Below are 24,259 nucleotides of genomic sequence, written 5' to 3'. Positions count from 1 at the left end.
ATTTTTATAAAACTATTTGTCCAAGTCTTCTCTTAGAATTTTTTCCCTCAGGTCTTTAAGGCTCAGGTCATTTTCTAAGCTTAAGTCCCTTAGGTCTTCGTATTCGTATTTAAATTTTTCTGTGCCAAAACCCTTAGAAACTTTTTTCCTAACCCTGCCAAAACTAGTTTCTACTAGGACTTCTTGTCTGTCTAGTTTGTGCCTTTTTAGGGCAAATTCTTTGACTCCTATAGTTGGGCTGTGTTTAAAAATTTCTCTTAAAATCAAGTCCTTCTTGTCTTCTTCAACTAAAACTGTTAGTAGGATTCCTGGTCTAGATTTTTTCATTAAAATATTTGTGCTGTAGACTTCTAAGGCGCCTTTAGAAAAAAGAACCTCGTATAAGAAGCCAACTTCTTCTCCTGTTATATCGTCAAGGGATGTTTCTAGCTGGACTAATTTTTCTCCATCACTTTCATCTTCGCCGGTACCAAGTAGGGCCCTAATGGCGTTAGCTGCTTCAAAGTTTTTGGTCCCCATGCCGTAGCCGATTTTTTCGATTTCCATCATAGGCATTGGTCCAAAACCGTCTACAAAGTATTTTACTAAGGCTGCCCCTGTTGGGGTGCAAAGTTCTCCTTGGATAGACCCTTGGTAAACTGGAAGACCCTTTAGGATATTTGCTGTAGCTGGTGCTGGCACAGGCATTAGGCCGTGGGCGCACTTTACAAAACCTGATCCTAAATGGATTGGAGATGCCAAAATTTTATCTAAACCTAGACTGTTTATTAAAAGACAAACTCCAACTATATCGTAAATGGCATCTAGGCTGCCAACTTCGTGGAAGTGGACCTGGTCTACTGGCATATTGTGGGCCTGAGCTTCTGCCTGAGCAAGAATTTCATAAACTCCAATGGCGTCAGCTTTAACTTTTTCGTCTAAGTCCATGGACCTAATAATTTCGCTAACTGATCCTAAAGTTGAGTGATGGTGGTGGCCGTGAAGATGATCGTGGTCATGGTCGTGATCGTGATTGTGATCGTGGTCGTGGTGGTGATGAGTTCTAATGTCTACGTCAATAGACTCTTCTTCATGGCCGTGAATAAGGACGTCCATTTTTGTCCCAGCAATGCCTGCTTTGATATCAGGTCTGGCCTTTACTACAACTCCTAGGTCTTTGAGAGAATTTATTTTTTCTAAAAAACCAGCCTGGTCTTCTATAAGTTCGTAAAGGGCTCCCATTAACATGTCTCCACTGGCGCCCATATTTAAATCTAAATAAAGTGTTTTCATTTTTGTCCCCTGCTCCTTATTTTATTTGGTTGATCATTGAGGCCAAGTAGCCTGCCCCAAAGCCGTTGTCAATATTTACTACAGAAACTCCTGAGGCACAGGAATTTAACATAGAAAGAAGAGCGGCTAAACCAGAAAAGTTTGCCCCGTAGCCAATAGATGTAGGCACGGCAATAACTGGACAAGATGCAAGGCCGCCAATAACAGAGGCCAAGGCTCCTTCCATGCCAGCTATGGCAATAATTACCCGCGCTTCCGAAATTTCATCCATGTGGCTAAGGAGCCTGTGGATACCTGCAACTCCAACATCATAAAGTCTGACGACCTTATTTCCTAAAAATTCTGCAGTTAAAGCTGCCTCTTCTGCTACCTTCATATCAGAGGTCCCTCCAGTTGCCACTAGGATTTTCCCATCTGTCTTTAGGTCTGCCATCTGCCCATAAAGGCCAAGTTCTGCTAGGTCATAGTATTTTAGGTCGATTTCTTTTTTAACTAAGTCGGCCTTGTCCTTGCTTAGTCTGGTTATTAAAACTCCATCTTGGGTCTTTAATAGGCTTTTGGAAATTTCTATAATTTGGTCCGGGGTCTTGCCCTGGCCGAAAATAACTTCTCCTGCCCCTTGGCGCAAGGCCCTATGGCTGTCAACTTTAGCAAAGCCTAGGTCTTCAAAGGGATCTTTTTTTAATTTATTAACTGCCTGGTCTATGGAAAGGTCGCCAGATTTTACCTGGAGTAAAAATTCTTCCATTTGTCTTCTATCCATTATCTCACCTCTAGATCTAAGACTACTACTGGGCTTAGGGTCTTTAACTTCTCAAGAATTTCCAGCCTGTGGTCTAGTATTTTTTCTAGGTCTTTCTCCCTAACTTGGATTTTAAAAGTTCCATCTATTAGTCTGGCCCTAAAGTCTTTAAAGCCAAGACTAAAGAGAAAATCTTCTGCCTCTTCAACTTTTGTAAGTTTGGCCTTGCTTATTTCTTCTCCACTTGGAATCCTAGTTGCCAAACAGGAATAAGAGTCCTTGTCCCATGTAAAAAGTCCTGCTTCCTTGGATTTTTTTCTAATTTGGTCTTTGCTAAGGCCTGCCAGTCTTAGTGGCGATAGGACCTTTAATTCTTCTAGGGCCTTCATGCCTGGACGATCGTCATAGGAGTCTGAGGCATTGGTCCCGTCAACTAAAACACTGTATCCATCTGCCTTGGCTCTTTCAATTATTGTAGAAAAGATTTTGTTTTTGCAGTAGTAACATCTTTTAGCTGGGTTTGATCTCACATTCTCCTCTGCCAGCACATCTATTTCAATTATTTCCATGTTTGCCTTTAATTCATCAGCCAGCCTTTTGGCATCTGCTAGTTCAAAATCAGCTTGAAAGTCTGACTTTACATAGTAGGCCTTAATGTCAGCTCCAGCCTCAAGTCCTGCATAGAGTAGGTAGGCCGAATCTACTCCGCCAGAAAAGGCCAGGGCCAGTTTATTGTGGTCTTTAAAAAATTCATCTAAGGATTTGTATTCCATGTCTCCCCCGTTTTTAAATTTATATCTTATAGTCTTTATAGCCATTAATAATCTACTTATTTCATATCTTTAAATTTATCATATTTTAAAAAGTCGGTCAATTTGTGACCAAATTTCTAGAAAATTTTGGCCTTTACTTTTTTTCTCAAAATCTTTATAATTTCTTAAGAAATTTTTTACTCTTTTCTTATAGCTTTGTAACCACTTGTAAACCTTTTGTTGACCTAGAAGTATATAATTGCAATACGAAAACGAAATTTAAGAAAAATAGAAATAAAGGTGACTTATGAAAATATTAATGCTAACAGCAAAATGTGGTATGGGCCATTACAAATGTGCCTCGGCCATTGAAGAAAAAATTAAAACTGCTTTTCCTCATGCAGAAATTTCTTGCATAGATATTTACGAAGAACAATTTACCTGGGCAGTTCCTTATTTTTATAAGGTCTACAACTTAATAGTCAACCACGGCAACTACCTTTATAACTTGGCTTACAAAAAAGTTTTAAGGTCTTCTGACAAACAAGGCCCTCTAAAGTTTTTATCTAGGCTCTTACTAAGGGACTTTCCTGAAATGATAGATAGGGAAAAACCAGACCTGGTAATTTCCACCTACTCTTTTACATCAGAGTTAATGTCCTATTATAAGGAAAAGTCTAGGTCAGACATTCCCCTTCTTACTTGGATTACCGACCTAAGGCCCCACTACGGCTGGGTCAACCCAAACACCGACTGCTATATAGTTGCTGACTCTTCTACAAAAAGGGACCTAAGGCTAATGGGAGTTTCTGAGGACCAAATAAAAATTGGCGGCATTCCAGTTTTAGAAAAATTTGAAAATGCCAAACACATAAATCACTCTGAAGAAAAACAAGTTCTCTTAATGGGCGGAGGCCTAGGCATGCTTCCACGTGACATGGACTTTTATAGGGGCCTAGTTAATATTCCGTCAGTTAAACTGACAGTTGTAACAGGAAAAAATAAAAGCCTCTACAAAAAGCTAAAAAGAGAATTTCCAGCTATAAATGTCCTAGGATATGTCGATGATATAGACAGGCTTATGGCTCATTCAGACCTTTTAATTACCAAGGCAGGAGGCATTACCACCTTTGAAGCCATAGAGAGCCAAACTCCAATGATAGTCTTTAAGCCATTTTTGGACCAAGAACTTTCCAATGCCAACTACATTTCCAACAAGGAAATTGGCATAGTTCTTCCATCGAAGATGTCTAAGTCTACAAAGGACCTAGGCCTAATTTATGGAGTTCTTAAAAACGACAATCTTTTAAGGGACATGACAGCCAATATGGGAAAAATCAAGGCTTCTCTTAATCCTTATATAATTAACGACCTTGTGGGAGGCGCACTTTAATGGTCATAAAAATATTTCTAGGACTTGTCCTTGCCTACACAATTTATTCCCTGCTACCAACAATTTATTACAAGTATATTTATGTAGAAGACCATGAAGAGGGCAAGCTAACCTTGTCCTTTGACGATGGGCCAAATCCCCTTTATACCTTAAAAATAAAAGACATCTTAGACGCAAATGGTGTACAGGCATATTTTTTCCAAGTTGGGGAAAAAGTTCAGGCCTATCCAGAATTAACTAAAGAATTAGTAGCAAGTGGCCATCATCTTGGCCTCCACTGTTACAAGCACTCTAACCCTGCCCTTTGGGGCCCAATAAAAACCTACAAGGATATGAAGGCGGCCTTGGATGTCTTCGAAGCCCAAGACCTTAGGCCAAATTACTACAGGCCTCCTCATGGCTGGGTCAATCTTTCCATGATCTATTTAATAAAAAAATGGAATTTAGAATTAAAACTTTGGACCTGCCTGCCAGGAGACTGGAAGGAAGACCTGGCTTGGGAAAAAATTTATGGTGATTTAGAAAAAGAAAAGAAAAAAGGCGGCCTAGTTTGCCTTCACGATTCTAACCACTCTATTAATTCAAAATCTCAGGCTCCAAAAAATACCATCAGGGCCCTAGAAGAATATTTTAAAAAGTGAGGTTTTTGTCATAAGTAAGGATTCTTCATCTTATTTAAAAAAATACTGGAAAAACTTAATATTTATTCTGGCAGTCCTTGGCCTAACTTTTTATTTTGCCATTGACCTTGAGGATATAAAAAACCTGCCTAGGATTTTAGGCCGGGTAAATAAAATTTACCTTCTCTTGGCTTTTTTTACTATGCTGGCATTTTTCTTTGTCCAAGCCTTTGTCATAAAAAAGCTGCTTTATTCTCTTGGCTACTCAGTTTCTTCCAAGGCTACTTACAAGTACACCCTTATAGACTACTTTTTTTCCCAAATTACTCCAGGTGCATCAGGTGGCCAGCCTGCAGAAATCTACTTTATGAAGAGAGATGGCATTGCCCTTGGCGACTCGTCTTTGACCATGCTAATTTTTAACGGCTTTTACCATTTGGCAGTTGTTTTTGTAGTCTTTTTAACAGGCTTTGGCAGAATTAAAGAAATTCTAGGCCACAGTCCTGTCTTTTACAGGCTCTTTGTCTTTGGCATTTGTGTTCAAGTAATTCTTGCCATAGGTTTTTTCTTTTTAATTTTTTCTAAGTCCCTGGTCTACAAACTTTTCAGTGGAATTTTTAAGGTCTTAGAATTTTTTAACTATAAAAAGCTAGATGCTTTTAAGAAAAAAGTCTCCAAGGTCCTAGACGAATACAAGGAAGGGGCAGCTTGGATCAAGGCTAACAAGCTGGCAGTTTTAAAACTCTTTCCCCTTGTAATAATCCACCTAGGTCTTTATTATTCTATGTCCTATTGGATTTTAAAGGCCTTTGGCATAGGTAACCTAGGATTTTTTCAAATGATAGCCTACCAGGGAGTTTTTACTATGACCTTTGAGTCGCTCCCACTTCCAGGAGGAGTTGGCCTGGCAGAAGCAGGATTTTTAAATATTTTTACAAGGATCTATCCAGGAGAAATTCTTCCAGCTGCAATGCTTTTAACTAGAGGAGTCTCCTATTATCTCTTTATTATAATCGGCTGCCTAGTCACATTTTTTTCAAAGGCCCAGCCAGTTGAAAAGAGACTTACAAGTAAATAAAGCTATAAAAATAGAGATAGGGAAAAACTTCCTTATCTCTTTTTGCTTGCTTATATTTTATAAAAACCTGCGCAGTTCTACTGCCTTGGCTAGAATCCTAATATTTTTCTCTTCAAGGTCGGCCTTAGAAAAATACAAGGGCTGGTTTATACTTCTAGGGCCAGATATAATAATCCCTTCTGGAGTATTTTTGTAGTAGCCAAAGACGCTTGTGTGGTTGCCAATGTAAACTAAAACCAGGTCCCCATCCTTGGCTTTTTCGGTATTTTTACAAATTAAAATGTCCCCTTTATTAATAGATGGAAATAGATAATCGTCAGTTATTTTCATGGCAAAATAGTCGTTTTCAGTCTTGTCACAAGACATAATTAGGTCTAGGGACCCAACTGTATTTTTGTCGATTACAACATTTTCGTCTACTAAAATCTTGTCAAAAATTGGAATAGAAACTATCTTGTCTATATTTAAAAGTGAAGTCTGGGTTATTATTGACTTTTGTTTAATAAAGTTGGAAGACCCTAGGAGGTAGTCAGTAGATACATTAAAAAAATTTGCCAGGTGCAAGATTTTTTCAGCTTCTGGAATGACCTTGCCTGCCTCCCAAAGAGAAATTGACGATGCTGAAACCTTAATTTCCTCTGCCAGGTCTACTTGGGACAGGTTTTTTTCCTTTCTCAATATGTAAAGTCTTTTAGAAAATTTCATAATACCACCATTTTTCAATAATTATACTATAATTATAACATTAATTGGCCTAAGATAAAAATAAATAACCTTAAAAACTTCATCTCTTGTGCTATAATAATTTTATAAACAAGGAGGTTTTTTATGGATATTGTTGAAAGATTTTTAAAATACATTGCTATTGATACTAAGTCAGATGAGACCAGCGAAACTTGTCCATCAACACCTGGCCAACTTGAGCTAGGAAAGATCTTAGTAGCAGATATGAAAGAAATTGGCCTTACAGACGTCTTCCAAGACGACAATGGCTATGTCTACGGAACTTTAGAAGGAAATCTTAAGGGACTGCCAGTAATTGGCTTTGTTGCCCACATGGACACTTCACCTGATATGGACGGCAAATGCGTAAACCCACAAATTTTTACCTATCAAGGTGGGGACATAAAATTAAATGACGAATTTTCTATTAAAGAAAGTGAATTTCCATTTATAAAAGACTTTGTTGGCATGGAATTAATTACAACAGACGGTACAACTCTTTTAGGAGCTGACGACAAGGCAGGCGTTGCCGAAATCCTAGATGCCTGTGCCTATTTAGTGGCCCATCCAGAAATTGAAAGAGGAGACATAAAAGTTGCCTTTACTCCAGACGAAGAAATCGGCAGAGGGGCAGATCTTTTTGACGTCAAAGGCTTTGGTGCAGACTTTGCCTATACCCTTGACGGCGGCCCTATTGGCGAATTAGAATTTGAAAACTTTAATGCAGCTTCAGGAAAAGTTTCCATCCAAGGGAAAAACGTCCACCCAGGATCTTCAAAAAACACCATGGTAAACTCCCAAAAAATCGCCATGGAATTTGATGCCATGTTGCCAGCAGACCAAAGGCCAGAATACACTGAAAAGTATGAAGGCTTCTTCCACCTAACAGATATTTCTGGAACAGTAGAAGAAACTACTATGGCCTTTATAATCCGTGACCACTCAAGGGATAAGTTTGAAGAGAAGAAAAAGCTCTTTAGTGAAGTTGGAGACTTTTTAAATAAAAAATACCCAGGCAGGGTTGAAGTTCAAGTAAAAGATTCCTACTACAATATGAGAGAAAAAATTGAAGGCCACATGGAAATAGTAGAACTGGCAAAAAAATCAATGGAAGATTTAGACATTGAGCCAAAGATCCAAGCCATAAGAGGAGGCACAGACGGAGCCAGACTTTCCTTTATGGGTCTACCAACACCAAACATCTTTGCAGGAGGTATGAACTTCCACGGAAGATACGAATTTGTGCCAACAGACTATATGAGAAAGGCCTCAGAATTAATTGTAAAAATTGTAGAAAACCACGGCAAAAACCACAAATAAAATTTTTTAAAGTATCAGCCTTGAGCTGGTACTTTTTTATTTCATTTGCAATCTTAGGGAAAGCTTGTTATAGTGTAATTAAGATTAATAAGTTTTTGTTATTAATCCTATCTTAAAATTGTAATAAAGATTTTATGTAAGTACTTTAAAGGAAAGACGAAAAACTATGAAAGTTAAAGACCTAATAATCGACCACATGACCCTAATTAAATATATGGCAGCAGCCTTTGCAGGCCATGTACTAAACTTTATAACGGCCTATGTCCTCTATCTAGGCCTAGATAAAAATCTAATTTTTTCAAACACCACTGGCCTTATAGTTGGCTTTCTCTTTACCTTTTTGGCCTCAAAAATTGTCTTCCACAAGAACCACAGCTTAAAGGGCTTTTTAGTTTATTTAGGAACCTTTCTCCTAGGCTTGGTCTTAGACAACCTTATAATAAAGCTGGCATCAGGATTTTTTATAAAGTTTTTCGCAAAGAACATATCCTTTTTAATAAGCAAGCTCTTGTCGGGAATTGTGCCCTTTGCAGTTTCCTATATTTTGAGAAAGAAAATTTTTAAGTCTGCCTCTCTTTAAGATTTTAAGAAAAATAAATGCTAAGGATGATTAAATGAAAATAAAAGAATTAATAAAAGACCATTTCACCCTAGTTAAATATATGGTCGCAGCCTTTACAGGATCTCTTTTAAACTTTATAACAGCCTACATCTTCTATATAGTAGTCGACCTAGATATAATTGTGGCTAACTCTATAGGATTAATTGTAGGATTTTTGTGGACCTTTATAGCCTCAAAGCTAGTCTTCCATAAGCAGAGGACCCTAAAGGGTTTTCTCGTCTACCTAGGCACCTTTGTCCTAGGCATGGTTATGGCAAATTTAGTAATAAAGTACGCATCAGAATTTTTTGGAAGGTTTTTATCAAAGAAATTTTCCTTTATGGTTAGCAAGGTCCTGTCAGGAATTTTGCCATTTTTATCTAACTATTTAATCAGAAAAAAAGTCTTTAAAAATGATTTTGTATAAAATTTTAATAATCATCCCCCGGCGTAGCCGGGGGTTTTTCTCATGCGGCCCAAAGGGCCTGTATTACCAGCCACGCCTCAATGGCGTTGGTTAGTCCGCCACTTGCAACTTCTACTTGCTACCCTTTAAAAGGGTCAACTACATCAAATGTTAGTTGTTCGCTTAACTGATCTTGTTTTAATTGGTTTTGGATATATTCTTGGATTGCTTTTGCATTTTTACCTGCTGTGTCTACATAATATCCTCTACACCAAAACTGTCTTCCTCTGTATTTATATTTTAAATTTCCCCATCTTTCATATATCATTATGCTACTCTTTCCTTTTAAAAATCCCATAAAACTTGATACTGATAGTTTTGGTGGTATTTCTACTAACATATGAATATGATCTGGGCATACTTCCGCTTCTATTATGTTTACTTCTTTCCAGCTACATAATTCTCGAAGTATTTGTCCTATTTCTAATCTTTTGCTTCCGTAAAATTCTTTTCTCCTATATTTTGGTGCAAATACTATATGGTATTTACAGTTCCATTTTGTATGTGATAAACTATGTTTGTCATTTATTGATGACATTTTCTTACCTCCTTGATATTTTTTATTGCAGTTGGCGAACTACAATTTAATTATATATCATAGGAGGTTTTTTGTTGGTTTTTCATCGCTAAAGCTATACTGAACCCCCAGTCTAACTGGGGGTTTTCTTCTTACAAAAAAATAGGAGGCCTAAACCTCCTAAAGTAATTTTACAACAAAAGGGGACATTCCTTTAGGTGTGTCCCCATAAAAAATAGTTGGGATATTTGAAGCCCTAGCCAAAATCTTTGATTTTGTTGCAGGTCTCATGCCAAGAATTCCCAAGAAATCGACCGTAGGGAAGATTGATTGGCTAGAATTCGACGGCCTATTTAGCTGTGTCCCCATTGTTTTTCTTATTATTTTTTCCATTTTCCCTAATCATAGACAATTTCTTTTAACTCTCGTGTCTGGTCCTCAGTCAATTTACAAAAATCAGGGTCGTCCATATCAGACCTTACTACCGTGGCCCCACCATCTTCTTCAAACCATATATCAAACCAATAGGAATAGAGTCCCTCATTGTAAATAATGTAGCTAACAAGGTCTGAGCCTTCTAGCTCTCCCTTCCAACCTTGTTGAAAGACAGCTTGGTCAAAAAAGTTTTCAAAGGCAGTAACTTTTTCTGGATCTTTAATTTGTCTGTTAAAATTAACTCCATACTCATCAACCCTCTGGCCTAGGACTAAAATTTTTTCAGGCGCCCTTGCAATTTCTATGCGGTTTTTAACTGGCTTGTATAGAATTCCAAACAAAACAAGACCTGCTAGTATTAGTATTTTTGTCTTTTTCTTCATCGGCTTGGCTCCTCTGTGTTTTTGTAATATCTATGAAACACGTTTGTCTTTTATTAGACTATTAAAGTCCTTAACAACCTTAGTTTCAGCTGTTTCTACTCCTAGGAAAAATGCTAAGATAGTTTTAATTAAAAGGCCAAATGTCAAAAAATAAGTTAGAAAAGAAGCAAAGTTTATAGTGTTTTCATTAATCTCACTATATAGAATTTTAGCAAATAAATCATACTTCCATATAAAAATAAGAAAACCATAGGCAATAATATACCTAGCAAAGAATATCAAAACTTTAATTAATGATAAAAGCTTTTTTACCATTTAATATCCACCAACTTCCACATAGGGACTTTGCTTTCACCCCCATAATCAAAACCAGGGTCGTAATCAGACATTTCCACACATTCATAATAATAAGTTGCTCTGATTATTTTATTTAAGTCTCCATTCTTATATGACATATATAAGTCATATGTTGCTCCCCCCGTTATAGTAGAGCTTAAAAATCCTGGGATAATGCCTGCTAAAGGATTTATAGCTGTGAGCACACCAGTTAATAAGGCTAAAAAAGCAATGTCACTATCTATACCTTTTTTTTGGTAATCTTGCATTTTTAAATCAAACAACGAAATATTAATAGTTCTTGTTCTCGTTTGACCTGGTGTACAAACTGCAAATGGTACAACATAATTTTCATTTTCCACTATTATTCTATACTGATTTTCCTCTATTTGAATGATTTTGTTTTCTAAATTTAAATATGATTCAAGAATTTTATTGTCGCTTAAATTTGTAATTCGAATCAAAATCCATTTATCTGATACTTGTATTGATTCAATTTTATAATTTTTTCCATTAAAAGTTATCTTTACATCAGATTCTTTTCCTTCTGCAGCTAAAGATATACTCGGTGATAGAGTAAGAATAAAAACTAACAATAAAACAATTATTTTTTTCATATTAAACTCCTTTTTAATAAATTTTTTTAAATCTATCTCTTTCATTTTATTTGTTTTGTCACAAATATCCTATAGCCTTACAGAATTTGATGTTGCAGAAATTCTCTCTCCACCTACATCAGCAGATAGTCTTGCCCTATAAAGTTCACCACTTACTCCTTTGTAAGAATCTGATAGTATGGCACTACCTTTTCCCTTTATAACCCAAGATGCCACATTAACCCATCTTCCATTAGTGTATCTTTCTAAATAAACTCCTCCGCTGATAGAAGAACTCACATTATCTACCTTAACAATAGAATCGATATAAATTGTATTGTTTCTTTTTGATAAGCTTATGTTCGTATTGTAATTATTTTCCCATCTCAATACTTCATCATTACTAAATTCTAAAGCTTTAACATTAGAGTTTACTGTAAACAAAATAACTATTAACACCAATGAACTTAATAATAATATTTTTTTCTTCATCTCTCTCACCTCCTATCAAAAAAATTTTAATATAAAAATTGGGTATGATTTTTATCTACTTAGAAATATTTTCTCCAATTTTTATTATTTCATCTTTATTTAAATTACCGTAGACATTACATTCTATAGAATTTTGCTTCCATAGTATTGATGTCAATTCCTTTTTTTGCCAAAAATATCCATCTCTTCCACTTATAATTATATTTTCTAATCTTGTATCTTCAGTATCATAAAATGATTCTGTTGGATTTTCTTCTAAAAGCCTAAAGTGTACAATAAAAAAATTTTCTTTATTTTGCATATTTATAAATTGATAAATAAGATTAATCCTTCCCTCTTGAACTTCTTTTAGGTCAAAACCTTCAGGTATATAATTTATTTTTAAGTCATCTAAACTTAGACTTTCTTCATCTATGCTAGGTTTTTCAGCTGTAAAGCTACTATAGAGTCCAAAGTCTTCAATAATCCAAGAATAAATCCTCTCCCTGGCCTGAGTGTTTGTTCCTAAAAATATTCCAAGTATGGAAGCAGAGACCAAGAAAAACACTGCAACTTTTTTTAAGACAGAACTCAACCTAAATTTTTTCGCATCTTCTTTCCTAAAAAGCTCAGCCATTTTATTTTGAAAGTCTGGAGATGGATTAAATGGACTTTTAGAAGTATTTGCTATTTCGCTGTTAAAGTCTAGACTTAGGGCCTCTTCTAGGAGTCTATCAAATTGTCTATCGCTTATTTTATTCATTGTCTTCTTCACCTGCTTCTAGGATTTTTCTAAGCTTTTTCTTGGCCCTAAAGGCCTTGGTTTGGGCTGTTCTTACTTCTATATTTAGGATTTTTGAAATTTCCACATAGGACATTTTTTCTAGGTACTTCATTAGGAGTATTTGCTTGGCCTCTGGGTCTATGTATTTTAAAGCCTGGGCCAGGTCTTTTATTTTTTCTTCTTCAATTAGCCTTTCATCTAGGCTGGGACCTGGCGCTGGCAAATAGTTTTCTAGGTCTTCAAGGTCATTTTTTATAAATTTATTTTCTCTTCTTAGGATGTCTATGGACTTGCCTTTAATTATTGTTGTTGTCAGTTTTTTTATTTCTTCTTTATTAGGTCTAAAGTAGTTTTCTGAGTTTTCTAGCAGGTAAAGGAAGGCCTCGTGAACTGCTTCTTGGGCCTGGGTCCTGTCTGATAAAAACTTGTTGGCATAGTTTAGAAAAAAGTTTAGGTTCTCTACATAGACTTTCTCAAAAATACTTTTTTCTTCCTCGCCATCTATCATTCCTAGATATATAACTAACATTTAATCTCCTAAAATTTGTCCCTTCACCTATACATCGTTTGACTTTGGAAAATTACTACAGCTTTTTTCAAAAAAATTTTCTTTTCTTTATTTTATCATAGACTTTTTCACAAAAATAGGAGGCCTAAACCTCCTTAAAAATTCCTATTTCACACTTGGTCCTTGTAGGAAGAGATTCCTCCGCCATCTAATACCACCTTGTAGCCTAGGTCTTTTAAAATTTCACTTGCAGCCTCAGATCTTCTCCCACTTTGGCAGTAGACGACAATAACTTGGTCCAAGTCTTCTCTTATTTCATTTGCAAGGTTGTCTACTGGAATATTAATGGCTCCAGGCAGGTGGCCGCCTTGGTATTCTTCTGGAGTCCTAACGTCTATTATAGTAATCTTGTCAGATAAATATTCTTTAAGGGCCAGGGCCTGGTCTAAGCTTATTTTTTCCTTAGCTATTCCCAGGTCTTCTAAAATTTCCTCCCCTGAACCTTGGTAGGGATAGGATTCTCTTATGCCTTCTGCAATTTTTATCCTATACTTATGGCCAAGACTCATTTCTACATCTTCATCAAAGGAAAGACTTATTAGGTCCCCCTTTTTCAAAGTCCTAGAGTCCTTGGTTAGTAAAAATGTAAAAGCATCATCTAAAAGCAAGGCCTCTATGGCAGAATCGTCAGCCGTCTTACAGGCAACAGATAAAATTGTAAGCCCCAAACCCAGGGCAAGTATTTTTAAAAACTTTTTCATCTTAGCTCCTTTTTTATTTTTATCTTACCCTTTTTGGGAGTTTTATAAGATAAAAAAAGATCCTAGGATTTCTAGGATCTCATACTTCTATTCTTATTTTAAATTTTCCAATAATTTTACTGTAAAGTCAAAGACTCTTTGGGTTGATTTTATTGATATTCTCTCTTTTGGTGAGTGGACGTCCCACATGTTTGGACCAAAGGAGATCATTTCAGTGTCTTTTAGAACTTTTTTTAGTAAGCCACATTCTAGGCCTGCGTGAACTGCTGTATAGGTTGCCTTTTCCTTAAACATATCTTCGTAGGTTTTTAGGGCTATGTCTCTTAGTTTTGAGTCTTCTTCGTATTCCCAAGCTGGGTATCTTTCTACTTCTTCAAAGGTTGCACCTGCTTTATTTGCTAGAATTTCTAAAGTTCTAGCTACCTTGTCTAATTGGGATTCTACTGATGACCTTACTGATGTTATTAGAAGAATTTCATCTTCATGGTCTTCTATTACTGCATTGTTTAGTGATGTTTGGACCAGGCCTTTAATTGAGTTTGAAATAGCTATTACTCCGTCTGGAACTAGGTTGTAGTAGTCAATTATATTGTCTGTAAGATCTTTTGAAAATGCCTTTGCTCCAGATTTTTCTTCTATAGTTAGTGATAGGTCAGGATCAACTGCTGTAAATTCTCCCTTGATTTCTTTAAATAGGTCTTTTATTGCTTCTATGCTAGCTGAATCTTTTACATAAACTTGGGCTTGGGCTGTTGATGGAATGGCGTTGTGTTTGCTACCACCTTTTACTGAGCCAAGTCTAATTTCTCCTTCTTGTCTGGCCCTGTCTAAAAGTCTAAAGAGAATAATATTTGCGTTTCCTCTTTGCTTGTTTATTTCCATACCAGAGTGGCCACCTTCTAGGCCGCCTATTGATATTAAATAGGACTTTGCATCAAAGTCTTGATAGTCCTTTTTAAAAATGGTGTGGACAGTATTTCCACCTGCTGACGATACTAAAAAGATTCCCTCTTCTTCTGAGTCAATGTTTAAAAGTTTTTTGCCTGTAAGCATGCCTTCTTTTATGGCTCCTGCCCCCTTCATAGTTGTTTCTTCTTCAACTGTTATTAGGACTTCTAGGGCTGGGTGCTTGTAGTCGCCGTCTAGAATTGCCAGTGCGTAGGCTACTGCCATGCCGTCATCTCCACCAAGGGTGGTCTTGTTGGCCTTTAATAGGTCGCCGTCTACGAACATATCTATTGGGTCTTTAGAAAAGTCGTGGTCTGAGTCATCTGTTTTTACACAAACCATGTCCATGTGACCTTGGATTATTACTGGGTCTGAATTTTCGTAGCCAGGGCTTGCTGGTTTTTTTATAATTACGTTGTTAACTTCGTCTTGGATGTATTCTAAGTTTCTCTCCTTGGCAAAGTTTACTAAAAAGTCTGATACTCCCTTTTCGTTTCCTGAACATCTTGGTATTTGGTTTATTTCGTAAAACCAAGAAAACACTTCTTTTGGTTCAATATTTAATGGCATTTTGTCCTCCTAAAATATTTTTTTTCATATTTATTCTTTACCCTAAAATTCCTTTTTTATATGTTATTTTCTTTAATTTTCTTCATTTTTTGTTTGTATTTTATCTTCCAGAGTTTTTTATTTACTATTTGGGTATAGTAATACTAAATAAATGAGAAAAAATTTAATTGGAGGTAAAAATTATGACTAATGTTCACATTATAACTGGCGGTTCTAGTGGAATTGGCCTTGAGTGTGCCAAGAGATTTAAAGACGGCAAGGTTTTAATTACTGGTAGGACTGAAGCAAAACTTGTATCTGCTTGTGAAGAATTAAAGGGTCTAGGCGTAGATGCTTTATACAAGACTTCTGACATTTCTGACCAAGCAAGTGTTGATGAACTTTTCGCCTATGGAAAGAGCCTGGGAGATATTAAAACTGTTTTAAACTCAGCTGGCGTTTCTGGTGTCGGCGCTTCTGCTAAAAAGACTTTTGAAATAGACTTACTTGGAACCCTCCACCTAATTGAGTCAGCCAAGAAAAATATTTCTCCAGGAGGAGTTTTAATTTTAATTTCTTCTATGATGGGCCACACTGTTTTAGACAACCCAGCCTATGACGGCCTTTTAGTTGAACCTGATGCTGAAGGCGCCATAGACAAGTTAGTTGAAATTGTTGAAGACAAATCAGATCTTGCCTATAATTTTTCTAAAAAGGCTGTTCAACTAATGGTTAGAAAGTATGCATCTGACTTTGGGGAAGTTGGAGCTAGAATAGTTTCTATTTCTCCTGGAATTATTATGACTCCAATGGCTAGAAAGGCAGCTGAAGAACATGCTGAAAAGATGAAGGCCATGGAAACTGTTACTCCAATAAAGAGACTTGGAGAACCAGAAGATATAGCCAAGGCTGTAAAATTCTTAGCCTCAGATGATGCTTACTTTATAACTGGTACTGACCTACTTGTAGATGGTGGCCTACATTTAAAACTAGCAGAGTTAATGGCTAGAGCCTAAAAATTAAAAACTGAGAATTTGAAAATATTTATGAAAAAAGGGACTAGCTTAGGTCCCTTTTTTCTTTGCTTAAATTATCCTAAAACAGCTGAAACTGCTGCCATAGTTATATAGTTATATGGTTGGTTAAAGTGAGGCATAAAGAATATATCTGTTAAAGCTAGCTCATCTATTGTTACGTCTTTTTGGATGGCTAAAGAAAACATGTGGATACCCATTGAAACGTCATAAGTTGATCCAAGTTGGGCACCAATAATTCTCCTGTCATCTTTTCTGTAGACAATTCTAACCTTAACTTTGGCGTTTTCTACATTTTCCATAAAGGCAGGTTTTTGTAGGTCTTCAAAGTCTGTGTATTCTACGTCTATGCCGTATTTGGCTGCCATGTCTAGAGACATACCAGTCATTACAATTTTGTGGCCGTATATTTGCATACCTGATGAACCTTGAACTCCTGGAGTTTCTAAGTCAAGTCCGCCAGCGTTTAAAGCAGCTACAATACCTGAACGAACTGCGTTAGTTGCTAGGGCTACATATTCTTGAGAGTCAGTTGGTTTGTAATAAATTGTTGCACAATCGCCAATGGCATAAATATCTGGATTTGATGTTCTGAAGTGTTTGTCTACAAGGTAGGCGCCAGTTTTGTCGTGTTTCTTTAAACTTTCTCCCAAGAATACATTAGGAACAAAGCCAATAGAATTAATTACAAGGTCAGCTGGATACTCTCCCTTGTCTGTTTTTACAGCAGTAACTTTTCCATTTTCGCCCTTGTATTCTTTTACATTTTCGCCTAAAACAATTTTAATGCCGTTTTCTACCATGGCATCTTGTAGTGGTTTTGAAAAGTCTTCGTCATAGTAGTTGTGAAGAATTTTTTCAGATCTTGTAACTAAAGTTGTGTTTTTTCCAATTCTTTGGAAGGCTTCTGCTAGCTCAACTCCAATATAGCCAGAGCCAACAACTACAACATTTTTAATTTCATCTCTTAGGCCGATTTCCTTAACTTTTTTCGCGTCTTGGAATAATTTTGCAACTTCTATGTTTTCAAGGTCTTCTCCAGGTATGTTATTTGATCTAGGTCTAGATCCAGTTGCAAGTATAAGTTTGTCATAAGTATCTTCGATTTCTGATCCGTCAGCAAGTCTTACTTTTACAGTTTTTTTGTCTTCATCTATAGAAAGAACTTCAGATTCCATGTGAACCTTGGCGCCTTTCTCTTCAAAAACGTCCTTGCTGCAGTAAAATAGACCATCAGATGTAGAAATTTGTTCCCCAATCCAAAGGGCCATTCCACAACCTAAAAAGGATATGTTGTTGTTTCTGTCATAAATAGTTAAATCAACATCCTTAATGTTGTCAAGTAGTGTGTTAGATGCAGCAGTACCTGCGTGGTTTGCTCCAATTACAATAATTTTTGTCATTTTTTTCCTCCTTGTAAATTTGTTTGTTTAATTAAAAATTTGCCAATATTGGCTTTTTAAAAAATAAAAATTTTTAATCTTCATTAATCTTGTGTACTCCGATTTAAATTATACTCCACTAGTTAAGTTTATGCAAGTAGTATAGTATAATTTGTGAAAAAATATAAAGAAGAACTTTCAAAAGTTAAAGTTGTTTTTTAAGACTAGGTCATAACTTTCCAAATAAAAATGCCAATAGCTGTCTATTAGCATTTTAGGGGATTTTTAATTTTTTTACTAAATTAAGTATGGTTATTCTAAAAAATTATTTTTCCCCTACTTTGATTATTTATTATTGGCCTTTTTATTTAAGAATAAGCTTGTCGGGTATAGGACAATTAGAAATATATACTTTTGCGGAGGACCTTATGATTAATAAAATGAGTAAAATTCAAAAATACCTTTTTATCCTGGCCCTAGCCATGTTAATAATCTGGATAATAAGTAAAAATTATATTGTTAGCCTTGCTTATGGCCTAGGCTTATGTGGATTTTTCTTCTCTAGAGGCTTAGATTATCTAAAGATAAAAGAAAATATTGGAGGCTATGGCTACATAGGTCTAACTATAATCTTGCTTTTATATATAATACTTGCTAAGACCTTTGACCTATCCATTTTTACCCTTATCTTTATAAGTGCTAATGGATTTATTAAAGGAGCCTTGACCTATAAAGAAAATAATAAATCCACAGCCTTTGCAAATTTTTCCGCTGGCCTTTTTGGACTTATAGTCCTTATAATAATTTTAAAAGCTTAGGATTAAATATCTAAAAGGAGTTTATTATGAAGAAAAAGATGCTTTATTTGTTACTTGTCCTTTCCATTTTTGTAAATGTAATTTTTATTGCAAATGTTTTTACTGAAAAGTCCTATGACAAAAATATTATCGGCTACTACAGCTATGAGAATTCTCTGAATTTTAATTTTGAAAAAGATGGGGTCTTGTATGTTGATAATGGAAGGGAATATGTGGAAACGGTTTATGAGAAGATCTATAGGGACCATTACTTCTTTAATCTTGACGGCCAAGATGTCTTATTTATTGTTGACAACAAGGCCTATGTTCTTTATTTTCCCAAGGATAATAAGACTATAAATATAGAAAAAATTTCAAATAAAAATATTACAAATACCCAGCTAGAAAAAGTCCACTCACTGGGAAATCTTTAAAAGAAAAAGTGCTGATAGATTATTCTTCTATTAGCACTTTTCAAATTTCTCTTATTTTATTTTTTTATACTCTAAAAATGTTAGCAAGTGGGTTTTATCGTCTACTGGCCCTTGTTTTTTTACTATTTTCCAGTTATCTAAGTCATCTAAGTTTGGAATTGAGCTGTCGAAGTTTTTAAACTTGTGGTTGATTTTTGTTATATAGGCATAGGTGCAGGAGTCAAAAAGTTGCTTGACTAGGTTTTCTCCACCTATTAAAAATATTTTCTTGTCTGGGTATTTTTCTATTTCTCTTTCCATTTGGTCTAGGGAGTTTACTAGGACTATATTTTCTGCCTGGTAGTTTTCGTCTCTAGATAGGACTATGTTTATCCTGTTTTTTAGGCCCCTGCCTCCTGGTAGGGCTTCTAGGGTTTTTCTGCCCATTAAAAGGACCTGGCCTTCAGTTGTATTTCTAAAGTGGTCTAGGTCTACTTTCGTCTTATAGAGCATATCTCCATTTAGGCCTATGTTCCAGTTTTCGTCTACTATAAAGATTAATTCTAGGTCTCTCATTTGTCCTCCTATTTTTCTATTTTTTCAAAGTTTTTTCCACCGTCTATTGATTGGTAGGTGTAAGTTTTTCCATTTACGTCTATAAATTTAACTTCTATTTTCTCTTCTTTAATTTCTCCAGACTTATAGGCAGGGTAGCCTTTTAATTCTGAAATATAGGAGATTTTTCCATTTTCTTCCTTGCCAAAGTAATAAAAATAAGATGAGCCTAGGGCCTTGTCTACTATGCCTAGGACATAAGGTGATTCTGGGATTTTTATAAGGTCTTCTGGGTCTAAACTATTAAATAGGGCTTCTTTTTCTTCCCTAGTCTGTGCTTCTTGGACACTTTCTTCTACTTCTTGAGTAATTTCTTCTTGGGTCTTATCCACAGTTTCCTCATGACTTGTTGACCCTTCTTTATATTCATAGGTACCCAATATTAATTTTTCTATATTTTCTTCAGTTAGGTCTGGTATAAAATTATAGCTTGGTCCAGTTTTTTCCATTGTTACTGGCCCTGTCTTTTTATAAATTACATAATATGGATCAAAAAAGCTTTCGTCTATTATATAATAAGTCTGGTCCCTATAAGAAACTTTTTCTCCAGTCTTATAGGAAAAAACTCCTAAGATTATATAAAAATATAGGCCTAGACCTATTAGGCCATAATAGAGGCACAAAAGTATTATCTTTATAATTTTTGTGGCCTTTTTTCTCACTTTAATTTTTCCAAAAATATAGCCTAGAAATAAAGTCAAGGCTGCTAGGAGAAAAAATCCTCCTATTAAAAATATATTGTGGACTAAGGGTATCAAATCAAATTTTGCTAAAGAAAAAAATATGCTTCCAAGGATTAAAAGAAGTATTAAAATTATATAAACTTGTTTCTTTTTCATTTTCTCTCCAAGTCAAAAAGTCACCATAAAGGTGACTAGTTTGCAAATATTCTCTCTATTTCATTTTTCATCTTCTCTAGGATCTTCTTTTCCAACCTAGATACTGTCATTTGAGATATGTTTAATTCTTCTGCTATGGCAGACTGGGTTTTTTTGTTAAAATACCTGTCTATTAAAATTTTCTTTTCTGTTTCTGAAAGTATGGACATGGCTTTTTCTATAAAATCGTTGTTTTCGATTTTTTCATAGTACTTGTCTTCTTCGCCTATTAAATCTGCCAGGGAAATATCTGAATCTTCGCCACCGTCATAGGTTAGGTCCAAGGACTGAGGCGAGTAAACCTTTGAGGCTTCCATGGCTTCAAGGATTTCTTCTTCAGTTGATTCTAAATATTCTGCTATGTCCTTTACTGTTGGAGATCTTTGTAATTCTTGGGCTAAGTCGACTTTGGCGTTGTTGATCTTCTTAGATAGTTCTTGAATCCTTCTAGGCACTCTTATAGTCCAGCCCTTGTCTCTAAAGTGTCTTTTTATTTCTCCAATTATCGTTGGCGTTGCAAAGGATGAAAACTGATAGCCTCTATCTACATCAAACCTATCTACTGCATAAATTAGTCCTATTGACGCCACTTGAAAAATATCGTCATAGTCTATGCCCTTGTTGGCATATTTTTTTGCAAGTATTTCTGCTATATAGAGGTTGTCTTCTATAAGCTTGTCCCTAATAGCCTTGTCCTTGGTCTCTTTGTATTCTTTAAAAAGCCTGGTCTGCTCTTCTCTATCTAATTGTTTGTCATTTTTCTTAGTTGTCATAAGGGCTCCTATTAGACAAATAATTTTATCTTAATATATTCTTTTTCAAATTCTATTTCTTCTATTAGAGCTTGAAGTATCATTTTTGATATTTCAAAATTTTCTGCCTGGTCGTCTATTTCTAAGTTGTGAAATTTTATTTCTATAGCATTTTCTTCTCTGTCTAGGCTGTACTCGATTTTAAATAAGTTGTCTTCTTTTGATAGACCAAGGTTACAAAGTTCTGCTACACAAAGTTTTAAATCTTCGATTTGGTCTATGGTAAAGTCTAGCTTTGAGGCTATAGCTGATGTTGTCAGCCTTATTATGGTTATATTTTCACTTAGGGCTGGGATATTAAAGGTAAATACTTCTCTATTCATCTATGCCACCTACAAATATAAACATGTCTTCTAGGGCTGTAATTTTAAATAATTTTCTTATTCTCTCGTTTACATCTTTTAGATAGACTTTTTTGTCTATTTCGCCTGCTTCTTTTACTAAGGCTATTAAAGCTCCTAGACCTGTTGAATCGATATATTCTAATTCTTTTAGGTCCAAGTATAAGTGATCTTTAGTTTTTTCTAATATTTCTAAAACTTCTTCTTTAAAATCGCTAGAAACATAAATATCTAGTTCTCCAAAGAGTTTTATTATTGTCTTGTCTTTTCTTTCTTCAATTTCTTTTCTAAATGCCATTTTATTCTCCTATAAATATTGCCAGTGCAACAACCTTAGAGTTTTTCACATTAATCAGCCTTACTCCTTGGGTATTTCTACCTAGGATTGAGATTTGGTCTGCAGCAATTCTAATTACTGTTCCATCTTCTGATATTATCATAAGTTGGTCTTCTTTGCCAACTACAAAGGATCCTACAACTTTGCCTGTTTTTTCAGTTACCTTATAGGATATTACTCCCTTGCCTCCACGGTTTTGGACATTAAATTCATCAAGGTCAGTAAGTTTTCCATAGCCATTTTCCCCTACAGAAATTAAATACTTGTCTTTTTCTATTCTTGAGAAATTAACTACTTGGTCGTCTTTATTAAGTCTTATGCCTATAACTCCCATTGATGTTCTGCCTGTTGGATTTACGTCAGCTTCTTTAAATCTTATGGCATTGCCATCTTTAGTTGTTAGGATAAGGTCATTTTTACCGTTGGTAATTTCTACTCCTATTAGTTGGTCGCCTTCTCTTAGGTTTATTGCCCTAAGTCCTGATCTCCTAATGTTTTTAAATTCTTCTACACTAGTTCTCTTTATTGATCCTTCTTTAGTAACCATGGTGAAGTATTTTTCTGGATTAAATTCATCTACTGCAAGAACTGTAGATACTTCTTCTCCTGGTCTTAGGTCTAAGAGATTAACTATGGCCATGCCCCTAGCCTGCCTACCTGCTTCTGGAATTTCGTAGCCTACTAGTCTAAAGACATTTCCAAAGTTTGTAAAGAATAGGAGGTTGTCATGGGTGTTTACTATAAACATTTGGCAGACAAAGTCTTCGTCCTTGGTTGTCAAGGCTCTAATACCCTTGCCACCTCTGTTTTGTGGTTTGTAGGCCCCTTCTGGCATCCTCTTTATATAGCCCTTGTTAGTTAAGGTTATTACTACATCTTCCTCTGGAATCATAGAAGCCATGTCAATTTCTTCTGCTGCTGGCATTATTGCCGTTCTTCTCATGTCTCCATATTTTTCTTTTATTTCTATAAGTTCTTGTTTTATTATAGAGTCTCTTATATGAGGGTTGGCTAAAATTTCTTTAAGCCTTGCTATTTCTTTTATTAAATTAGCATATTCTTCGTCTAACTTTTCTCTTTGGAGTCCTGATAGACGTTTTAATTGCATGTCTAATATTGCTTGAGACTGGATGTCTGTAAGGCCATATCTCTTTTCAAATTCTGCCTTTATTTCTGCATCTGAATAGTTGGCCCTAATAATCTTTATTATTTCATCAATATTGTCTATGGCAATTTTTAAGCCTTCTAAAATATGGGCCCTTCTTTCTGCCTTGTTTAGTTCAAATCTAGTTCTTCTTTCTATAACTTCGATTTGGTGGTTTACGTAGTGATAAATTAATTCCTTTAGGCTAAGCTCTTTTGGCTCTCCATTTACTAGGGCTATATTTATTATGCCAAAGGTAGTTTGAAGTTGAGTGTACTTGTAAAGGTTGTTTATTACAACTTCTGGAATTGCATCTCTTTTTAATTCTATTACAATTCTCATTCCAGACCTGTCTGATTCGTCTCTTAGGTCTGAGATACCTTCGATTTTCTTTTCTTGGACATATTCAGCTATTTTTTTAATAAGCCTTGATTTGTTAACTTGGTAAGGAAGTTCTTTTACTATAAGGGAAGTTTTCTTCTTTGTTTCTTCTACTTCTATTACTGCCCTTAAAGTAAGTTTGCCCCTACCTGTTTCATAGGCTTCTTTTATGGCCTTTTTGCCCATAATCATTCCGCCTGTAGGAAAGTCTGGGCCCTTAATGTAGGTCATTAGCTCGTCTGTAGTTATGTCATTATTGTCTATATAGGCAACTACTCCATCTATGGTTTCAGATAAGTTGTGAGGGGCCATATTTGTAGCCATACCTACTGCTATACCTGATGATCCATTTACAAGTAAGTTAGGAAATTTCGATGGTAGGACTGTTGGTTCTTTTTCTGAGTCGTCAAAGTTTGGACCAAAGTCTACTGTGTCCTTGTCAATGTCTCTAAGCATTTCTTGGGCCAGCTTGGTCATTCTAACTTCTGTATAACGCATGGCTGCTGCACCGTCTCCGTCTATAGAACCGAAGTTTCCTTGGCCGTCTGCTAAAGGATACCTAGTAGAGAAGTCTTGGGCCAGTCTTACTACTGCTTCATAAATAGCTGAGTCACCATGAGGGTGGAACCTACCCATTACGTCCCCTACAAGTCTAGCGGATTTTCTATAAGGCTTGTCTGGATATAGAAGGAGCTGGTTCATACCATAGATTATTCTCCTGTGAACTGGTTTTAGCCCATCTCTAACATCTGGAAGAGCACGAGATACAATGACACTCATTGCATAGTCTAAATATGCCTCTTTCATAGACTTTTTTAAGTCTACATTTACTATTGTCTGTAAGTCTTTATTTTCTTCTGTCATTTTTCC

At 35.6% G+C, this 24,259-nt stretch carries 30 protein-coding genes; 9 read left to right on the top strand and 21 right to left on the bottom strand.

Going from position 1 to position 24,259, the window contains the following annotated elements; all coding sequences use genetic code 11:
- Positions 1-12: 12 nt before the first annotated feature.
- The 3 genes from larC to larE are packed head-to-tail and all read right to left on the bottom strand — an operon-like array spanning position 13 to position 2,787.
- Positions 13-1,272, bottom strand: coding sequence for a nickel pincer cofactor biosynthesis protein LarC (gene larC / locus BN2667_RS08690; protein WP_054252929.1), 1,260 nt, complete (start codon positions 1,270-1,272; stop codon positions 13-15).
- A 16-nt stretch (positions 1,273-1,288) separates the two neighbouring features.
- Positions 1,289-2,035 carry a nickel pincer cofactor biosynthesis protein LarB gene (gene larB / locus BN2667_RS08685; RefSeq protein ID WP_054252928.1) on the bottom strand — a complete coding sequence of 249 codons (747 nt, stop codon included), beginning with the start codon at positions 2,033-2,035 and terminating at the stop codon, positions 1,289-1,291.
- Positions 2,035-2,787 carry an ATP-dependent sacrificial sulfur transferase LarE gene (gene larE / locus BN2667_RS08680; protein WP_054253026.1) on the bottom strand — a complete coding sequence of 251 codons (753 nt, stop codon included), beginning with the start codon at positions 2,785-2,787 and terminating at the stop codon, positions 2,035-2,037. The genes larB and larE overlap by 1 nt, the downstream gene beginning before the upstream one ends.
- A 286-nt stretch (positions 2,788-3,073) precedes the next feature.
- Between larE and BN2667_RS08675 the strand changes: the two genes are divergently transcribed.
- From BN2667_RS08675 to BN2667_RS08665, 3 genes are read left to right on the top strand one after another with little or no spacing between them, the layout of a single operon-like run.
- Entirely contained in the window at positions 3,074-4,159 is a 1,086-nt protein-coding gene (locus BN2667_RS08675) for an MGDG synthase family glycosyltransferase (protein WP_054252927.1), read from the top strand.
- Positions 4,159-4,800: a polysaccharide deacetylase family protein gene (locus BN2667_RS08670; RefSeq protein WP_054252926.1), complete on the top strand. Its 642-nt coding sequence runs from the start codon at positions 4,159-4,161 to the stop codon at positions 4,798-4,800. The genes BN2667_RS08675 and BN2667_RS08670 overlap by 1 nt, the downstream gene beginning before the upstream one ends.
- Positions 4,787-5,857 (top strand): flippase-like domain-containing protein, encoded by a 1,071-nt coding sequence (locus BN2667_RS08665; protein WP_082380239.1) that lies wholly within the window; start codon positions 4,787-4,789, stop codon positions 5,855-5,857. The genes BN2667_RS08670 and BN2667_RS08665 overlap by 14 nt, the downstream gene beginning before the upstream one ends.
- Before the next feature lie 57 nt (positions 5,858-5,914).
- Here the strand turns inward: BN2667_RS08665 and BN2667_RS08660 are convergent, their stop codons facing one another.
- Positions 5,915-6,562 carry a helix-turn-helix domain-containing protein gene (locus BN2667_RS08660; RefSeq protein WP_054252924.1) on the bottom strand — a complete coding sequence of 216 codons (648 nt, stop codon included), beginning with the start codon at positions 6,560-6,562 and terminating at the stop codon, positions 5,915-5,917.
- Between the two features lie 123 nt (positions 6,563-6,685).
- Here BN2667_RS08660 and pepT point away from each other — a divergent pair, with 123 nt between their 5' ends.
- The 3 genes from pepT (at position 6,686) to BN2667_RS08645 (ending at position 8,928) form a co-directional block, all read left to right on the top strand.
- Entirely contained in the window at positions 6,686-7,900 is a 1,215-nt protein-coding gene (pepT, locus tag BN2667_RS08655) for a peptidase T (protein ID WP_054252923.1), read from the top strand.
- Between the two features lie 166 nt (positions 7,901-8,066).
- Positions 8,067-8,480, top strand: coding sequence for a GtrA domain-containing protein (locus BN2667_RS08650; RefSeq protein ID WP_054252922.1), 414 nt, complete (start codon positions 8,067-8,069; stop codon positions 8,478-8,480).
- A gap of 34 nt (positions 8,481-8,514) precedes the next feature.
- The gene (locus BN2667_RS08645) at positions 8,515-8,928 is read left to right on the top strand and encodes a GtrA family protein (RefSeq protein WP_054252921.1); all 414 of its coding nucleotides are present in this window, start codon (positions 8,515-8,517) and stop codon (positions 8,926-8,928) included.
- 118 nt (positions 8,929-9,046) lie between these two features.
- On the opposite strand, the gene tnpA is transcribed toward BN2667_RS08645, so the two are convergent.
- From tnpA to BN2667_RS08600, 10 genes are all read right to left on the bottom strand, one after another.
- On the bottom strand, positions 9,047-9,496 hold the full coding sequence (tnpA, locus tag BN2667_RS08640; RefSeq protein WP_154865151.1) for an IS200/IS605 family transposase: 450 nt from the start codon (positions 9,494-9,496) through the stop codon (positions 9,047-9,049).
- A 168-nt stretch (positions 9,497-9,664) separates the two neighbouring features.
- On the bottom strand, positions 9,665-9,877 hold the full coding sequence (locus tag BN2667_RS09380) for a hypothetical protein (protein WP_154865168.1): 213 nt from the start codon (positions 9,875-9,877) through the stop codon (positions 9,665-9,667).
- A gap of 5 nt (positions 9,878-9,882) precedes the next feature.
- Positions 9,883-10,302, bottom strand: a complete 420-nt coding sequence (locus tag BN2667_RS08635; protein WP_054252920.1) for a hypothetical protein — start codon at positions 10,300-10,302, stop codon at positions 9,883-9,885.
- A gap of 30 nt (positions 10,303-10,332) precedes the next feature.
- The gene (locus BN2667_RS08630) at positions 10,333-10,617 is read right to left on the bottom strand and encodes a hypothetical protein (RefSeq protein WP_054252919.1); all 285 of its coding nucleotides are present in this window, start codon (positions 10,615-10,617) and stop codon (positions 10,333-10,335) included.
- On the bottom strand, positions 10,611-11,255 hold the full coding sequence (locus BN2667_RS08625) for a hypothetical protein (RefSeq protein ID WP_054252918.1): 645 nt from the start codon (positions 11,253-11,255) through the stop codon (positions 10,611-10,613). The genes BN2667_RS08630 and BN2667_RS08625 overlap by 7 nt, the downstream gene beginning before the upstream one ends.
- A gap of 69 nt (positions 11,256-11,324) precedes the next feature.
- Positions 11,325-11,726 (bottom strand): hypothetical protein, encoded by a 402-nt coding sequence (locus tag BN2667_RS08620; RefSeq protein WP_054252917.1) that lies wholly within the window; start codon positions 11,724-11,726, stop codon positions 11,325-11,327.
- 55 nt (positions 11,727-11,781) lie between these two features.
- Positions 11,782-12,468: a DUF4367 domain-containing protein gene (locus BN2667_RS08615; protein WP_054252916.1), complete on the bottom strand. Its 687-nt coding sequence runs from the start codon at positions 12,466-12,468 to the stop codon at positions 11,782-11,784.
- The gene (locus BN2667_RS08610) at positions 12,461-13,018 is read right to left on the bottom strand and encodes an RNA polymerase sigma factor (RefSeq protein ID WP_054252915.1); all 558 of its coding nucleotides are present in this window, start codon (positions 13,016-13,018) and stop codon (positions 12,461-12,463) included. Before BN2667_RS08610 ends, BN2667_RS08615 begins: the two co-directional genes overlap by 8 nt.
- Positions 13,019-13,167: 149 nt before the next feature.
- Entirely contained in the window at positions 13,168-13,758 is a 591-nt protein-coding gene (locus tag BN2667_RS09270; RefSeq protein WP_054252914.1) for a rhodanese-like domain-containing protein, read from the bottom strand.
- Between the two features lie 93 nt (positions 13,759-13,851).
- Positions 13,852-15,276, bottom strand: coding sequence for an aminoacyl-histidine dipeptidase (locus tag BN2667_RS08600; protein WP_054252913.1), 1,425 nt, complete (start codon positions 15,274-15,276; stop codon positions 13,852-13,854).
- A gap of 182 nt (positions 15,277-15,458) precedes the next feature.
- On the opposite strand from BN2667_RS08600, the gene BN2667_RS08595 reads away from it, so the two are divergent.
- The gene (locus BN2667_RS08595) at positions 15,459-16,271 is read left to right on the top strand and encodes an SDR family oxidoreductase (RefSeq protein ID WP_054252912.1); all 813 of its coding nucleotides are present in this window, start codon (positions 15,459-15,461) and stop codon (positions 16,269-16,271) included.
- Positions 16,272-16,345: 74 nt separating this feature from the next.
- Here BN2667_RS08595 and nox read toward each other — a convergent pair whose 3' ends face one another.
- On the bottom strand, positions 16,346-17,692 hold the full coding sequence (gene nox / locus BN2667_RS08590; protein ID WP_054252911.1) for a H2O-forming NADH oxidase: 1,347 nt from the start codon (positions 17,690-17,692) through the stop codon (positions 16,346-16,348).
- A gap of 407 nt (positions 17,693-18,099) precedes the next feature.
- On the opposite strand from nox, the gene BN2667_RS08585 reads away from it, so the two are divergent.
- Together BN2667_RS08585 and BN2667_RS08580 are read left to right on the top strand one after the other, a co-directional pair.
- Entirely contained in the window at positions 18,100-18,489 is a 390-nt protein-coding gene (locus tag BN2667_RS08585) for a hypothetical protein (protein ID WP_054252910.1), read from the top strand.
- 26 nt (positions 18,490-18,515) lie between these two features.
- A complete protein-coding gene (locus BN2667_RS08580; protein ID WP_054252909.1) occupies positions 18,516-18,902 on the top strand; it encodes a hypothetical protein in 387 nt (128 codons plus the stop codon).
- A gap of 51 nt (positions 18,903-18,953) precedes the next feature.
- Here BN2667_RS08580 and BN2667_RS08575 read toward each other — a convergent pair whose 3' ends face one another.
- The 6 genes from BN2667_RS08575 to gyrA are packed head-to-tail and all read right to left on the bottom strand — an operon-like array spanning position 18,954 to position 24,253.
- Complete coding sequence (locus BN2667_RS08575; protein ID WP_054252908.1) at positions 18,954-19,457, bottom strand: dihydrofolate reductase; 504 nt, start codon at positions 19,455-19,457, stop codon at positions 18,954-18,956.
- 8 nt (positions 19,458-19,465) lie between these two features.
- Positions 19,466-20,335 (bottom strand): hypothetical protein, encoded by an 870-nt coding sequence (locus BN2667_RS08570; RefSeq protein ID WP_054252907.1) that lies wholly within the window; start codon positions 20,333-20,335, stop codon positions 19,466-19,468.
- A gap of 35 nt (positions 20,336-20,370) precedes the next feature.
- Complete coding sequence (locus BN2667_RS08565) at positions 20,371-21,147, bottom strand: SigB/SigF/SigG family RNA polymerase sigma factor (RefSeq protein ID WP_054252906.1); 777 nt, start codon at positions 21,145-21,147, stop codon at positions 20,371-20,373.
- Between the two features lie 11 nt (positions 21,148-21,158).
- On the bottom strand, positions 21,159-21,509 hold the full coding sequence (locus BN2667_RS08560) for an ATP-binding protein (protein WP_054252905.1): 351 nt from the start codon (positions 21,507-21,509) through the stop codon (positions 21,159-21,161).
- Entirely contained in the window at positions 21,502-21,825 is a 324-nt protein-coding gene (locus BN2667_RS08555; RefSeq protein ID WP_054252904.1) for an STAS domain-containing protein, read from the bottom strand. The genes BN2667_RS08560 and BN2667_RS08555 overlap by 8 nt, the downstream gene beginning before the upstream one ends.
- 1 nt (position 21,826) lies before the next feature.
- On the bottom strand, positions 21,827-24,253 hold the full coding sequence (gene gyrA / locus BN2667_RS08550) for a DNA gyrase subunit A (RefSeq protein WP_054252903.1): 2,427 nt from the start codon (positions 24,251-24,253) through the stop codon (positions 21,827-21,829).
- Between the last annotated feature and the right edge of the window lie 6 nt (positions 24,254-24,259).

Source organism: Neofamilia massiliensis, assembly GCF_001299475.1.
GTDB lineage: Bacteria > Bacillota > Clostridia > Tissierellales > Peptoniphilaceae > Neofamilia > Neofamilia massiliensis.
The sequence above is the reverse complement of the archived record's forward strand: the minus strand, read 5'-3'. Positions and strand labels throughout refer to the sequence as shown.

Excerpts from the sequence above, each read along its gene's own strand:
- BN2667_RS08645 (WP_054252921.1), top strand. The coding sequence starts at position 8,515 with ATGAAAATAAAAGAATTAATAAAAGACCATTTCACCCTAGTTAAATAT.
- BN2667_RS09270 (WP_054252914.1), bottom strand. The coding sequence starts at position 13,758 with ATGAAAAAGTTTTTAAAAATACTTGCCCTGGGTTTGGGGCTTACAATT.
- BN2667_RS08570 (WP_054252907.1), bottom strand. The coding sequence starts at position 20,335 with ATGAAAAAGAAACAAGTTTATATAATTTTAATACTTCTTTTAATCCTT.
- pepT (WP_054252923.1), top strand. The coding sequence starts at position 6,686 with ATGGATATTGTTGAAAGATTTTTAAAATACATTGCTATTGATACTAAG.
- BN2667_RS08615 (WP_054252916.1), bottom strand. The coding sequence starts at position 12,468 with ATGAATAAAATAAGCGATAGACAATTTGATAGACTCCTAGAAGAGGCC.
- BN2667_RS08585 (WP_054252910.1), top strand. The coding sequence starts at position 18,100 with ATGATTAATAAAATGAGTAAAATTCAAAAATACCTTTTTATCCTGGCC.
- BN2667_RS08555 (WP_054252904.1), bottom strand. The coding sequence starts at position 21,825 with ATGGCATTTAGAAAAGAAATTGAAGAAAGAAAAGACAAGACAATAATA.
- BN2667_RS08580 (WP_054252909.1), top strand. The coding sequence starts at position 18,516 with ATGAAGAAAAAGATGCTTTATTTGTTACTTGTCCTTTCCATTTTTGTA.
- BN2667_RS08600 (WP_054252913.1), bottom strand. The coding sequence starts at position 15,276 with ATGCCATTAAATATTGAACCAAAAGAAGTGTTTTCTTGGTTTTACGAA.
- BN2667_RS08675 (WP_054252927.1), top strand. The coding sequence starts at position 3,074 with ATGAAAATATTAATGCTAACAGCAAAATGTGGTATGGGCCATTACAAA.
- larC (WP_054252929.1), bottom strand. The coding sequence starts at position 1,272 with ATGAAAACACTTTATTTAGATTTAAATATGGGCGCCAGTGGAGACATG.
- BN2667_RS08560 (WP_054252905.1), bottom strand. The coding sequence starts at position 21,509 with ATGAATAGAGAAGTATTTACCTTTAATATCCCAGCCCTAAGTGAAAAT.
- BN2667_RS08635 (WP_054252920.1), bottom strand. The coding sequence starts at position 10,302 with ATGAAGAAAAAGACAAAAATACTAATACTAGCAGGTCTTGTTTTGTTT.
- BN2667_RS08620 (WP_054252917.1), bottom strand. The coding sequence starts at position 11,726 with ATGAAGAAAAAAATATTATTATTAAGTTCATTGGTGTTAATAGTTATT.
- BN2667_RS08565 (WP_054252906.1), bottom strand. The coding sequence starts at position 21,147 with ATGACAACTAAGAAAAATGACAAACAATTAGATAGAGAAGAGCAGACC.
- BN2667_RS08610 (WP_054252915.1), bottom strand. The coding sequence starts at position 13,018 with ATGTTAGTTATATATCTAGGAATGATAGATGGCGAGGAAGAAAAAAGT.
- BN2667_RS08595 (WP_054252912.1), top strand. The coding sequence starts at position 15,459 with ATGACTAATGTTCACATTATAACTGGCGGTTCTAGTGGAATTGGCCTT.
- BN2667_RS08650 (WP_054252922.1), top strand. The coding sequence starts at position 8,067 with ATGAAAGTTAAAGACCTAATAATCGACCACATGACCCTAATTAAATAT.
- gyrA (WP_054252903.1), bottom strand. The coding sequence starts at position 24,253 with ATGACAGAAGAAAATAAAGACTTACAGACAATAGTAAATGTAGACTTA.
- BN2667_RS08630 (WP_054252919.1), bottom strand. The coding sequence starts at position 10,617 with ATGGTAAAAAAGCTTTTATCATTAATTAAAGTTTTGATATTCTTTGCT.
- BN2667_RS09380 (WP_154865168.1), bottom strand. The coding sequence starts at position 9,877 with ATGGAAAAAATAATAAGAAAAACAATGGGGACACAGCTAAATAGGCCG.
- BN2667_RS08660 (WP_054252924.1), bottom strand. The coding sequence starts at position 6,562 with ATGAAATTTTCTAAAAGACTTTACATATTGAGAAAGGAAAAAAACCTG.
- BN2667_RS08625 (WP_054252918.1), bottom strand. The coding sequence starts at position 11,255 with ATGAAAAAAATAATTGTTTTATTGTTAGTTTTTATTCTTACTCTATCA.
- BN2667_RS08575 (WP_054252908.1), bottom strand. The coding sequence starts at position 19,457 with ATGAGAGACCTAGAATTAATCTTTATAGTAGACGAAAACTGGAACATA.
- larB (WP_054252928.1), bottom strand. The coding sequence starts at position 2,035 with ATGGATAGAAGACAAATGGAAGAATTTTTACTCCAGGTAAAATCTGGC.
- nox (WP_054252911.1), bottom strand. The coding sequence starts at position 17,692 with ATGACAAAAATTATTGTAATTGGAGCAAACCACGCAGGTACTGCTGCA.
- larE (WP_054253026.1), bottom strand. The coding sequence starts at position 2,787 with ATGGAATACAAATCCTTAGATGAATTTTTTAAAGACCACAATAAACTG.
- BN2667_RS08670 (WP_054252926.1), top strand. The coding sequence starts at position 4,159 with ATGGTCATAAAAATATTTCTAGGACTTGTCCTTGCCTACACAATTTAT.